This is a genomic window from Streptomyces sp. BK340, from assembly GCF_007827595.1.
Classification (GTDB): domain Bacteria; phylum Actinomycetota; class Actinomycetes; order Streptomycetales; family Streptomycetaceae; genus Streptomyces.
Genome location: NZ_VISR01000007.1, coordinates 278,131 through 292,462 on the forward strand (window position 1 = coordinate 278,131; position 14,332 = coordinate 292,462).

At 75.3% G+C, this 14,332-nt stretch carries 1 protein-coding gene (cut by a window edge); it reads left to right on the forward strand.

The genetic code is table 11. From position 1 onward, the window contains the following. Nucleotides 1-14,332 carry the 5' portion of a type I polyketide synthase gene (locus FB157_RS16710; protein ID WP_145880406.1) on the forward strand. The gene runs 14,066 nt beyond the window's last position, so the window shows 14,332 of its 28,398 coding nt (coding positions 1-14,332); it begins with the start codon at nucleotides 1-3; its stop codon lies off the right edge, out of view.

A 14,332-nucleotide genomic window follows, 5' to 3' on the forward strand; every position in this document is an offset into this window, starting at 1 on the left:
ATGGGCAACGAGCAGAAACTGCGGGACTACCTCAAGCGGGCCGGCGCCGACCTGCAGCGCGCACGGCAGCGGGTGACGGAACTCGAGGCCGCCGCCAGTGAGCCGATCGCCATCGTGGGCATGAGCTGCCGCTATCCCGGAGGGGTGGCGAGCCCCGAGGACCTGTGGGCCATGCTCGTCGAGGGGCGGGACGGCATCACCGGGCTGCCCGACGACCGCGGCTGGGAACTCGACCCGCAGGACGGCCCCACGGACGTCTCCGGCGGTTTCCTTCGGGGCGCCGCCGAGTTCGACCCCGACTTCTTCGGGATCTCGCCCCGCGAGGCCCTGTCCATGGACCCCCAGCAGCGGGTGCTCCTCGAGACGTCCTGGGAAGCCTTCGAACGGGCCGGCGTCGACCCGCTCACGCTGCGCGGCACCCGGACCGGTGTCTTCGTCGGCGCGATGCCCCAGGAGTACCGCACCGGTCCCGACGACGACGTCCAGGGATTCGTCCTGACCGGCAACGCCACGAGCGTCATCTCGGGCCGGCTGTCGTACTTCTTCGGCGCCGTCGGACCGGCCGTGACCGTGGACACCGCCTGCTCCTCCTCCCTCGTCGCCCTGCACCTGGCCGCTCACTCACTGCGCTCGGGGGAGTCCTCCCTCGCGCTGGCAGCCGGCGTCACCGTGATGTCCAGTCCGACGACCTTCGTCGAGTTCGCCCGCCAGGGCGGGCTGGCCGCCGACGGCCGCTGCCGCTCCTTCGCCGACTCCGCGCAGGGCACCGGGTGGGCGGAGGGCGTCGGTGTCCTGGTCCTGGAACGGCTCTCGGACGCCCGCCGCAACGGCCACCGGGTGCTGGCCGTGGTGCGCGGCTCCGCCGTCAACCAGGACGGTGCCAGCAACGGCCTGACCGCCCCCAACGGCCCCTCACAGCAGCGCGTGATCGAACAGGCCCTGGTCAACGCCCGGCTGTCGGCCGATCAGATCGACGTGGTCGAGGCCCACGGCACCGGCACCACCCTCGGCGACCCCGTGGAGGCGCAGGCCCTGCTGGCGACCTACGGGCAGGGCCGCGACGCGGAGCGGCCACTCCTGCTCGGGTCGGTGAAGTCCAACATCAGCCACACCCAGGCGGCCGCCGGTGTCGCCGGTGTCATCAAGATGGTGCTGGCGATGCGGCACGGCCTGCTGCCGAAGACCCTGCACGTCGACACGCCCACCACCCATGTGGACTGGACGGCGGGAGCCGTGCGCCTGCTCACCGAGCCGGCCGCCTGGCCGGAGCGCGACGAGCCGCGCCGCGCCGGTGTGTCGTCCTTCGGTCTCAGCGGCACCAACGCCCACGCCATCATCGAGCAGGCCCCGCCGGCCGAGGAGACCGAGCCGGAGCCCGTACCGGTCGCGGAGACCGACGGGGCGGTGCTGCCCTGGCTCGTGTCCGGACGGACCCCCGACGCCCTGCGCGCCCAGGCCGCCCGGCTGCGTTCCTTCCTTCAGGCCCGGCCCCGGCTGTCCGCGGCCGACATCGCCCGCTCCCTGGCCACCACCCGGGCAGCCCTGGAACACCGAGCGGTGATCACCGCGGCGAGCGGCGAGGCCGCCGCCGCGGCGCTCGCGGCGCTCTCCGGCGGCGACGCCTCGGCCGCCGTGCAGGGCAGCACACACGCCCGCGCCAAACTCGCCCTCCTCTTCGCCGGGCAGGGCTCGCAGCGGCTCGGCACCGGCCGTGAACTCGCCGCTCGCTTCCCGGTGTTCGCCCGCGCGCTCGACGAGGTCCTCGCCCACTTCGACTCCGGACTCGACCGTCCGCTGCGCGACGTGCTGTTCGCGGCCGAGGGCAGCGCCGACGCCGAACTGCTCGACCGCACCGCCTACGCGCAGCCCGCACTCTTCGCGGTCGAGGTCGCCCTGTACCGGCTGATGGAGTCCTTCGGCATCAAGCCGGACTTCCTCGCCGGCCACTCCGTCGGCGAGATCGCGGCCGCGCATGTCGCCGGGGTGTTCACGCTCGCCGACGCGGCCGCGCTCGTCCTCGCCCGGGGCACGCTGATGCAGGCGCTGCCCGCCGACGGGGCGATGATCGCCGTTCAGGCCGCCGAGGCCGAGGTGCTGCCCCTGCTGCAGGGCCGCGAGGACCGGGTCTCCCTCGCCGCCGTGAACGGCCCGACCGCGGTCGTCGTCGCGGGCGCCGAGGCCGAGGCCGAGGCCGTCGCCGCGCACTTCACCGCGCTCGGCCGCAGGACGAACCGGCTGCGGGTGTCCCACGCCTTCCACTCGCCGCTCATGGAACCCATGCTGGACGAGTTCCGCGCGGTGGTCGCCGGCCTGTCGCCGCAGGCTCCGGTGATCCCGATCGTGTCCACGGTCACCGGTGCTCCCGCCACCGTCGAGCAGTTGACCTCGCCCGATCACTGGACCGAGCACGTCCGCCGTACCGTCCGCTTCGCCGACGCCCTCGACTGGCTCGGCGGCCACGGCGCGGGCCTCTTCCTCGAAGCCGGCCCCGACGGAGTGCTGTCCGCGCTGACCCGGACCGCGCTCGAGTCCCACGACCCGGTCAGCGCCCTGCCGGTGCTGCGGCCCGGCCGGCCCGAGACCGACACCCTCACGGAGGCCCTGGCCGGGCTGCACGTCCGCGGTGTGCGCGTCGACTGGGCGGAGTACTTCGCCGGCACGGACGCCCGGCCCGTGGACCTGCCGACGTACGCGTTCCAGCACCGCCGGTTCTGGCCCAGGACCGCGCTGAGCCGTACCGGCGACGTCCGTGGGGCGGGCCTCGGCGCGGCCAACCACCCGCTGCTCGCCGCCGCCGTCTCCCTCGCCAACTCCGACGGACTGCTGCTCACCGGGCGGCTGTCGCTGCGCACACAACCCTGGCTGGCCCAGCACGCCGTGCGCGGCACCGTGCTCCTGCCCGGCACCGCCTTCCTGGAACTGGCCCTGCGCGCGGGCGACGAGACCGGCTGCGACCGGGTCGAGGAACTGACGCTGGCCGCGCCGTTGGTCCTGCCGGAACAGGGCGGTGTCCAGGTGCAGGTGTGGGCCGGCAGCCCCGACGAGTCCGGCCGCCGCACCCTCACCGTCCACTCCCGGCCCGACGGCGCCGAGGACCAGCCCTGGACCCAGCACGCCGGCGGTGTCCTCGCCGCCGCGGACCCGGCGCAAGCAGCGGCGCAGGAGACCGCGTTCGCCGGTCTCACCGCAGCCGACTGGCCCCCCGCCGACGCCCGCCCGCTGGACACCGACGACCTGTACGAGCGGCTCGGCACCCTGGGATTCGGCTACGGGCCGCTGTTCCAGGGACTGCGCGCCGCATGGCGGCACGGCGACGACGTCCTCGCCGAGGTGGCGCTGCCCGACAGCGACGCGGACGTCCGCTCCTTCGGCCTCCACCCGGCACTGCTCGACGCCACCCTGCACGGCTCGGCCTTCCTGGACCTCGGCGAGCACGGCAGTGGCGGAGTGCCCTTCTCATGGCAGGACGTGGCGCTGTACGCCGAGGGCGCCCGCGCACTGCGGGTCCGGCTGTCCTGGGCCGCGGACGACGCCGTGTCCCTCGCCGTCGCCGACACCGAGGGACGGCCCGTCGCCTCCGTGGGATCGCTCGTCCTGCGCGCCCTGCCGGACGAACGACTGACCGCCGCCACCGCCCTGGCCCGGGACGCCATGTTCGAGCTGCGCTGGACCCGGCTGCGGGGCTCCGCCCCCACCGCGCCGCCGTCGGTGGCCGTCCTCGGCGACGACCCGTTCCACCTCGGCACACCTCTGGCCGCGGGCGCGCAACCGGTACCCGACGTCGTGCTCGCCCCCGCCGTGGGCGACCCGGCCGACGACCCGGCCACAGCGGCCCACGCCCTCACCGCCCGCGTCCTCGGCCAGATGCAGTCCTGGCTCGCCGACGACGCGGGCGCCGCCTCCCGGCTCACCTTCGTCACGTGCGGCGCGGTCGCCGCCGACGGCGAGGGCGTGCAGGACCCCGCGGGCGCCGCCGTATGGGGTCTCGTGCGCTCCGCCCAGGCCGAACACCCGGGCCGGTTCGGCCTGCTGGACCTCGACCCGGACGCCCCCGCAGCCCTGCCCCCGCAGGCCCTCGGCGGCGACGAACCGCAACTCGCCGTGCGGGACGGCCAGGTGCTCATGGCCCGGCTGGCCCGCGCCCGCCACTCCGGCACGGACGCCACCGCCCCGGTCACCGACCGGAACCCCGACGGCACCGTCCTCATCACCGGTGGCACCGGCGGTCTCGGCCGGGCCCTCGCCCGCCACCTGGTCGCGCGGCACGGCGTACGGCACCTGTTGCTCGCCGGCCGCCGCGGACCGGCAGCGCCCGGCGCCATGGAGTTCGCCGACGAACTGCGCGGCCTCGGCGCAGCCCAGGTGACCGTCGAGTCCTGCGACCTCGCCGACCGCGCGGCGGTCGACCGGCTGCTCGCGGCCGTGCCCGCCGCACACCCCCTCACCGCCGTGGTGCACACCGCGGGCGTCCTCGACGACGGCGTCATCGACTCGCTCACCCCCGAGCGGATCAGCGGCGTGCTCCGCCCGAAGGGCGACGCCGTATGGCACCTGCACGAAGCGGTCCACGACCGCGGTGACGACCTGGCCGCCTTCGTCGTCTTCTCCTCCCTCTCCGGCTCCGTGGGCGCCCCGGGACAGGGCAACTACGCCGCGGCGAACGCCTTCGTCGACGCCGTGGTCCAGCTGCGCCGCACCGCCGGACTGCCCGGCCAGTCGCTGGCCTGGGGCCCGTGGGCCCCGACCGCCGACGCCTCCGCCGACGGCGGCATGACCGGAACCCTGACCCGGGCCGACGTGGAGCGGCTCGCCCGGACGGGCACCCCCGCCCTGTCCGAGCAGGACGGCCTCGCGCTGTTCGACGCCGCCCTCGCGCTCGGCGCCCCCGTGCTGCTGCCCGCCCGCCTGGACCTGCCGGTCCTGCGCGCCCTGGGAGACGTACCGCCGCTGCTGCGCGGTCTCATCCGTACCCCGGCCCGGCGCTCCGTCGTGGCGGGCTCCGAGGCCGCGGCCGGCCTGGTCCAGCGCCTCGCCCGACTCGACACCGCGGCCCGCGGCGAGGCGGTCGTGGAGCTCGTGCGCGCCCAGGTCGCCGCCGTCCTGCGGCACGGCGGCCCCGAGGACGTCGACCCCGTACGCCGGTTCCAGGACCTCGGCTTCGACTCGCTGACCGCCGTCGAACTGCGCAACCGGCTGCGCACCGCCACCGGCCTGCGCACCTCCGCCACCGTCGTCTTCGACTACCCGACGGTCACCGCGCTCGCCGCCCACGTCCTCGACGAGCTGATGGGCGAGGACGGCACGGTCGCCACGGCCGCGGCACGCCCGGCCGGGCACGACGACGACCCGATCGTCATCGTCGGCATGAGCTGCCGCTACCCGGGCGGGGTGGCCTCGCCCGACGACCTGTGGCGACTGGTGCGCGAAGGCACCGACGCCATCTCCGGCCTGCCCACCGACCGCGGCTGGGACCTCGACTCCCTCTACGACCCGGATCCCGACCACCTCGGTACCGCCTACACCCGCTTCGGCGGATTCCTGCACGACGCCGCCGACTTCGACCCGGCCTTCTTCGGCATGAGCCCACGCGAGGCCCTGGCCACCGACGCCCAGCAGCGGCTTCTGCTGGAAGCCTCGTGGGAGGCGATCGAGCGGGCCGGGATCGACCCGGTGTCCCTGCGCGGCAGCCAGACCGGCGTGTTCGCCGGCGTCATGTACAACGACTACGCGGCCACCCTCGCCGACGAGCGCTTCGAGGGCCACCAGGGCAGCGGCACCTCGCCGAGCATCGCCTCCGGCCGCGTCTCGTACGTCCTCGGCCTGGAGGGCCCGGCCGTCACCGTCGACACCGCCTGCTCGTCCTCGCTGGTCGCCCTGCACTGGGCGATGCAGGCACTGCGGGCGGGGGAGTGCTCGCTGGCGCTCGCCGGCGGTGTGACCGTGATGTCCACGCCGACCTCCCTCATCGAGTTCTCCCGGCAGCGCGGGCTCTCCCCGGACGGACGCTGCAAGGCGTACTCCGACAGCGCCGACGGCGTCGGCTGGGCGGAGGGCGTCGGTGTCCTGGTCCTGGAACGGCTCTCGGACGCCCGCCGCAACGGCCACCGGGTGCTGGCCGTGGTGCGCGGCTCCGCCGTCAACCAGGACGGTGCCAGCAACGGCCTGACCGCCCCCAACGGCCCCTCCCAGCAGCGGGTCATCCGCCAGGCCCTCGCCGGCGCCGGTCTGACCACCGCCGACATCGACGTGGTCGAGGGGCACGGCACCGGCACCACCCTGGGCGACCCGATCGAGGCCCAGGCCCTGCTGGCCACCTACGGCCAGGGCCGCGCCCCCGAACAGCCGCTGCTGCTCGGCTCGGTGAAGTCCAACATCGGCCACACGCAGGCCGCCGCGGGTGTCGCGGGCATCATCAAGATGGTCATGGCGATGCGCCACGGCGTCGTCCCGCGCACCCTGTACGCCACGCAGCCCTCCACCCACGTGGACTGGGACGCCGGAGCCGTGGAACTGGTCGCCGACGAGACCGCGTGGCCCGAGAGCGGCCGGCCGCGCCGCGCCGGCGTCTCCTCGTTCGGCATCAGCGGCACCAACGCCCACGTGATCCTGGAACAGGTTCCGGACACGGCGGCAGCCACGCAGCCCCGGCCCGTGCCCGTGGACGGCCCCCGCACGACCGTCTGGCCGCTGTCCGGCCGCAGCCGCGCGGCCCTGCGCGACCAGGCCGCCCGCCTGCGCGCCCATGCCGAGACCCGAACGGAACTCGACCCCGCCGACATCGCCCTGTCCCTCGCCACCACCCGCTCCGCATTCGACCACCGTGCCGCCGCGGTCGGCGACCGCGACGACCTCATGCGCGCGCTGACCGCGCTCGCCACCGGGGACACCGATCCCGCCCTCGTGACGGGCGAGACCGGCGGCACGGCCAGGCCGGCCCTGCTGTTCACCGGCCAGGGCGCCCAGCGCCCCGGCATGGGCCGTGAACTGTACGAACGGTTCCCGGTGTTCACCGCCGCGCTGGACGAGGCGCTCGGCCACCTCGACCAGGGCGCCGACCGGCCGCTGCGGGAGATCCTGTTCGCCGCCGACGGCTCGCCCGAGGCCGAGCTGCTCGGCCGCACCGGCTACGCCCAGCCGCTGCTGTTCGCCGTCGAGACCGCCCTCTTCCGGCTGCTCACCTCCTGGGGCGTGCGCCCCGGCGCCGTGCTCGGCCACTCGGTCGGCGGAATCACCGCCGCGCACGCCGCCGGCGTGCTGTCCCTCGCGGACGCCTGCACGCTGGTCGCCGCCCGCGCCCGGCTGATGCAGGCGCTGCCCGAGGGCGGCGCCATGGTGTCCCTGGAGGCCACCGAGGACGAGGTCCTCGCCCGCCTGACCGACTCCGGAGCCGTGTCGGTCGCCGCGGTCAACGGCCCGCGCGCCGTCGTGATCTCCGGTGACGAGGCCGAAGTCCTGCGCGTCACCGAGGAGTTCGCCGCCGAGGGGCGGCGCACCAAACGGCTGCGGGTGAGCCATGCCTTCCACTCGGCCCGTATGGAGCCCATGCTCGACGAGTTCCGCCGGGTCGCCGAAACCCTCACCTACACCGCGCCGGCCCTGCCCGTCGTCTCCGATCTGACCGGCCGGCTCGCGACCGGCGAGGAGCTGTGCACCCCGGACTACTGGGTCGAGCACGTCCGCCGGACCGTCCGCTTCGCCGACGGTGTACGCGCCCTGCGCGCCACCGGCGCGACCACCTTCCTGGAGATCGGCCCCGACGGCGTGCTGTCCGCGCTGGCCGAGGACGTCCTCGCGCCCGACGACACCGTCGTCCAGACGGTCCCCGTGCTGCGCGCCGGGCAGGACGAGGAACGGACCGCCGCCACGGCCCTCGCCCGCCTCCAGGTGCGCGGAATCGCCGTGGACTGGGCCGCGTACCACGCCCCCCGCCCCGCCGCCGTCGTCGAACTGCCCACCTACGCCTTCCAGCACGAGCGGTACTGGCCCGAGACCACCGCCACCGCCGTCACGGCCGACCCGGCCGACATCGCCCTGTGGGATGCCGTCGAGCGAGCCGACACCGACCAGGTGGCCGCCCTGCTCGCACTGCGTGACGAGCAGCACGCGGGCCTCGCCGCCCTGCTCCCGGCGCTCACCTCCTGGCGTCGCAGCCGGCATGAGAAGACGCTGCTGGACACGGCCCGCTACCGCATCCGGTGGACGCCGGTCCGGGCGAGTGCCGCCCCCGTCCTCGACGGCACCTGGCTCGTACCCACCACCGCCGCCCTGGACGACGGCGGGCTGCTCGACGCCCTGCGCGGGCACGGCGCCCGCTTCGAACCACTCGTCCTCGACGATGCCTGCCTCGACCGGGACGTGCTCGCCACCCGCCTCACCGAGGCCGGGGCGGCGAACGCGGCCGGCTTCCTGTCGTTGCTGCCGCTGACCGACCAGGGCCCCCTCACCGGGGGCGGTCTGCCCACCGGGCTCGCGCTCAGCGTCGTCCTGGCCCAGGCCCTCACCGACACCGGGACGACGGCTCCGCTGTGGACCGTGACCCGCGGTGCCGTCTCCACCGGCGCCGCCGACCCGCTCACCGAGCCCGTCCAGGCCGCCGTCTGGGGCCTGGGACGGGTCGCGGCTCTCGAACGGCCGCAGGCATTCGGTGGCCTGGCCGACCTGCCGCCCGTCCTGGACGCACCCACGGTGCAGCGGCTCGTCAGCGCTCTGGCCGCACCGGCAGCCGACGCCGAGGACCAGATCGCGCTGCGCGCGACCGGCTCCTACGGCCGCCGACTGGTGCGCCGGGCCGCCGCCGAACTCCCGCACGAGAGCGACCTGTCCGCACGGGGCACCGTGCTGGTCACCGGCGGCACCGGCGCCCTCGGGGCCGAGGTGGCCCGCTGGCTCGCGCGCGCCGGCACCGAGCACCTCGTGCTCACCGGCCGACGCGGACCCGACGCCCCCGGCGCCCCTGAACTGGCTGACGAACTACGAGAGTTGGGCGCCGAGGTCACCGTCGCGGCCTGCGACAGCACCGACCGCGAGGCGCTGGCGGCCCTGCTCGCAGCCGTCCCCGAGGACCGGCCGCTCACCGGCGTCGTGCACGCCGCCGGCGTCGGGCAGGCCTCCGCGCTGGCCGCCACCCCGCTCGCCGACGTCACGGCCACGGCCGAGGCGAAGATGCTGGGCGCCGCCCACCTCGAAGCCCTGCTCGCCGACCACGACCTCGACTTCTTCGTCCTGTTCTCCTCGATCGCCGGTGTCTGGGGCAGCGCCGGACAGAGCGCCTATGCGGCCGCCAACGCCTATCTCGACGCCCTCGCCGAACACCGCGCCGCCCGCGGCCTGGCCGCCACCTCGGTGGCCTGGGGCCCCTGGGCCGAGGCCGGCATGGCCACCCACGAGGCCGTCTCCGACGGTCTCGCCCGCCAGGGCCTGCGCTTCCTCGCGCCCGCCACCGCCCTCGCCGAGCTGCGCCGCGCCGTCGTCCGGCGCGAGGTGACGGTCACCGTCGCGGACGTCGACTGGGAGACGTACGTCCCCGTCTTCACCGCCGCACGGCCCAGCCGCCTGTTCACCGAGCTGCCCGAGGTGCGGCGGCTCGCCACGGCCGGCGAGAGCCGCGACGCCGCCGCCTCCGCGTTCGTGGCGCAGCTGCGCGGACTTGACCGGGACGGACAGCACAAGCTGCTCGTCGACACGGTCCGCCGGGAGGCTGCCGCCGTCCTCGGGCACGCCTCCGCCGAGGGCGTCGCCACCACCCGCGCGTTCCGCGACGCCGGATTCGACTCGCTGATGGCGGTGGACCTGCGCAAGCGTCTGGTGGCCCGCACCGGCCTGCCACTGCCCAGCACCATGGCCTTCGACCACCCGACCCCCGTCGCCCTCGCCGCCTTCCTGCGCGAGGAGATCGCCGGCGCCGACGACGGCCGTGCCCCGGTTCGGGCCGCGGCCACCGGACGGTTCGACGAGCCGATCGCCATCGTCGGCATGAGCTGCCGATTCCCCGGTGGCGCGGGCAGCCCCGAACAGTTCTGGCAGCTGGTCGCCGAGGGCTCCGACGCGATCTCCGAGTTCCCCGTCAACCGCGGCTGGGAGACCGGCCTCTACGACGCCGACCCCGACGCCCCCGGCAGGACGTACTCCACGCAGGGCGGATTCCTCCACGACGCCGGCGAGTTCGACGCGGGATTCTTCGGCATCTCGCCGCGCGAGGCCCTCACCATGGACCCGCAGCAGCGCCTGCTGCTGGAGACCACCTGGGAGGCCTTCGAGGCGGCGGGCATCGACCCGACGACCGTCCACGGCAGCGCCACCGGCACGTTCATCGGATCCACGTACCAGGAGTACGGGATCGGCATGGACGACTCCTCCGCCGGACACGCCGTCACCGGCACCAGCCCCAGCGTGCTCTCCGGCCGCCTCTCCTACCTGTTCGGCCTGGAGGGACCGGCGGTCACGGTCGACACCGCCTGCTCCTCCTCCCTGGTCGCCCTGCACCTGGCCTGCCAGTCCCTGCGCAACGGGGAGAGCGATCTCGCCCTCGCGGGCGGCGCCACCGTCATGACCAACCCCAACGCGTTCATCGCGTTCAGCCGGCAGCGGGCCCTGGCCGTCGACGGCCGCTGCAAGGCCTTCTCCGAGGACGCCGACGGCATGACCCTCGCCGAGGGCGTCGGCGTCCTCGTCCTGGAACGGCTCTCCGACGCCGAGGCCAAGGGACACGACATCCTCGCCGTGGTCCGCGGCTCCGCCATCAACCAGGACGGCGCCTCCAACGGGCTCACCGCGCCCAACGGGCCCTCCCAGCAACGGGTCATCCGCCAGGCCCTCGCCAACTCCGGCCTCACCCCCGCCGACATCGACGCCGTGGAGGCGCACGGCACCGGCACCGCCCTGGGCGACCCCATCGAGGCCCAGGCCCTCCAGGCCGTCTACGGCCAGGACCGCGCCCCCGAACAGCCGCTGCTGCTCGGCTCGGTGAAGTCCAACATCGGCCACACCCAGTCCGCCGCAGGTGTGGCCGCCGTCATCAAGATGGTCATGGCGCTGCGCCACGGAGTACTCCCGCGGACCCTGCACGCCGACGAGCCGTCCTCGCACATCGACTGGACATCCGGCACCGTCTCCCTGCTCACCGCCCCCGCCGCCTGGGCCGAGGGCGAGCGGACCCGCCGCTGCGCCGTGTCCTCCTTCGGCATCAGCGGTACGAACGCGCACGCCGTCCTCGAAGAGGCACCCCGCCGCGCCCAACCGGCCAGCGGTGAGCGGGCACCCGTGGCAGGACACGCCCTCCCGTGGGTGCTGTCCGCGCGTACCCCCGGTGCGCTGCGCGCCCAGGCCACGCGGCTCGCCGACCACCTGACCGCCCACCCCGGCCCCGACCCCGTCGACATCGGCCATTCGCTCCTCACCACGCGGGCCCTGCTCGACCACCGCGCCGTCGTCATCGGCGGCGGCCCCCAGGAGCTGCACGACGGCCTGGAGGCCCTGGGCACCGGTGCTTCCTCGGCCACCGTGGTCCAGGGCACCGCCGACCTGGACGGCAAGACCGTCTTCGTCTTCCCCGGCCAGGGCTCCCAGTGGACGGGCATGGCCGTGGAACTCCTCGACGAGTCCCCGGTCTTCGCCGAGCGGCTGCACGAGTGCGCCGCCGCGCTCGCCGCGTACACCGACTGGAACCTGGTGGACGTACTGCGCCGGACCGATGGCGCGCCCACCCTGGACCGCGTCGACGTCGTCCAGCCCGCCACCTTCGCCGTGCTGGTCTCGCTCGCCCACCTGTGGCGCTCCTACGGGATCCGGCCCGACGCCGTCGTCGGTCACTCCCAGGGCGAGATCGCCGCGGCCGTCGTCGCCGGCGCCCTGAGCCTGGACGACGCGGCCCGGGTCGTCGCCCTGCGCAGCCGGGCCATCGCCCGCGTCCTGGCCGGCTCCGGCGGCATGGTGTCCGTACCGCTGTCGCTCGCCGAGACCGGGCAACGCCTCGCCGCGCGCGGCGGTGACATCGCCGTCGCCGCCGTCAACGGCCCCCGCAGCGTGGTGGTCGCCGGGGCACCCGACCAGCTGGACGCCCTCGTCGCGGACCTCACCGCGCAGGACATCCGCGCCCGCCGCATCGCCGTCGACTACGCCTCGCACTCCGCGCAGGTCGAACTGCTCCAGGACGAGCTGCTGACGGCCCTGGCACCCGTGCGCCCGCGCCCGGCCGAGGTGCCGTTCTACTCCACCGTCACCGGCGACTGGCTGGACACCACGGCCATGGACGCCGGGTACTGGTACCGCAACCTGCGGCAGACCGTCCGCTTCGCCCCGGCCGTCGAGGCCCTGCTCGCCCAGGACCACCAAGTCTTCGTAGAGGTCAGCCCGCACCCGGTGCTGACCATGGCGGTGCAGGCCACCGCCGAGGAGACCGGCCACCGGGCCGTCGCCGTCGGCACCCTGCGCCGCGACCAGGGCGGCAGCAACCGCTTCCTGACCTCCCTCGCCGAAGCCTTCGTGCGCGGCGCGCGCACCGACTGGACCCGTGTCTTCGACGGCACCGGCGCCGCGCGCGTCGACCTGCCCACCTACGCCTTCCAGCGCGAGCACCTGTGGGCCGTACCCGTCCACCCGCGCGGCGGCCAGGGCGCGGAGCGGCCCGTGGACGCCGAGTTCTGGGACGCCGTGGAGCAGGAGGACGTCGAGTCGCTGGCCGTCGGCCTCCACCTCGACCAGGCCACCCTCTCCCCGGTGCTGCCCGCCCTGACCGCGTGGCGGCGCCGCAGCCTCGACCGGTCCACCGTCGACTCCTGGCGCTACCGGCAGACCTGGAAGCCCCTCGGCGGCCTGGCCTCCACCGCCGTGCTGACCGGCACATGGCTCGTCGTCAGCGGCCGCACCCCGGCCGCCCCCGACGTGACGGACGCGCTGTCCGCCGCCGGGGCCGGCCTGCGGCACCTGGTGCTGGACCCGACGTGTGCCGACCGTACGACGCTGGCCGCGCGCCTCACCGAAACGGTCGCCGACGGCACGGAGTTCGCGGGGATCGTATCCCTGCTGGCCGCCGACGAGGAGCCCAGCGCGGCCCACCCGGCTCTGTCCGAGGGCCTCGCCCGCACGCTCGCCCTCGTCCAGGCGCTCGGCGACGCCGGCATCGGCGCACCCCTGTGGTGCCTGACCCGCGGCGCGGTCTCCACCGGGCGCGCCGACCGGCTCACCCACCCGGTCCAGGCCCAGATCCACGGCCTGGGCTGGACGGCGGCCCTGGAACACCCCGAGCGCTGGGGCGGCGTCGTCGACCTGCCCGGAACGCTCGACCGGCGCGGGGCCGTACGCCTCGCCGCCGTCCTGGCAGGCACCACCGGCGAGGACCAGATCGCGGTACGGCCCTCGGGCGTGCTCGCCCGCCGGGTGACCCCGGCCGGCGCCGCGGGCACCGGGAAGAAGACCGGCTGGCAGCCGCGCGGCACCACCCTCGTCACCGGCGGTACCGGCACCCTCGCCCCGCACCTGGCACGCTGGCTGGCCCGGCAGGGCGCCGAGCACATCGTGCTGACCAGTCGCCGCGGACCCGAGGCGCCCGGCACCGCCGAACTGGTGGCCGAGCTGGAACAGCTGGGCACCGAGGCGGAGTTCCTGGCCTGTGATCTGACCGACCGCGACGCCGTCGCCGCACTGCTCGACGGTCTCAGGGCCGCGGGCCGCACCGTACGGACCGTGGTGCACACCGCCGTCGTCATCGAGCTGGCCCCCCTGGAGGAGACCAGCACCGAGGCCTTCGCGAAGGTCGTCGACGCGAAGGTCACCGGCGCCCGGCACCTCGACGAACTCCTCGACGACGAAGAGCTCGACGCCTTCGTCCTGTACTCGTCCACCGCCGGAATGTGGGGCAGCGGCAAGCACGCCGCCTACGTCGCCGCAAACGCCTACCTCAACGCGCTCGCCGAACACCGCCGCGCCCGCGGTGCGCACGCCACCGCCGTCTCCTGGGGCATCTGGTCCGACGACCTCAAGCTCGGTCGCGTCGACCCCGGCCAGATCCGCCGCAGCGGCCTGGAGTTCATGGACCCGCAGCTCGCCCTGGCCGCGCTGCACCGGGCACTGGAGGACGACGAGCACGTCCTCGCCATCGCCGACATCGACTGGGACCGCTATCACCCGGTGTTCACCTCCGGGCGCCCGACCGCGCTGTTCGAGGAGGTGCCCGCCGTTCAGCGGCTGGCGTCCGAGACCCGGCAGCCCGTCTCGGACGGCGAGTTCGCGGCCCGGATGCGCGGGCTGCCGGCCGCCGAGCAGGACCGCGCGCTGCTGGACCTGGTCCGCGCGGAAGCGGCCACCGTCCTCGGACACGCGTCCCCCGACGTCCTCT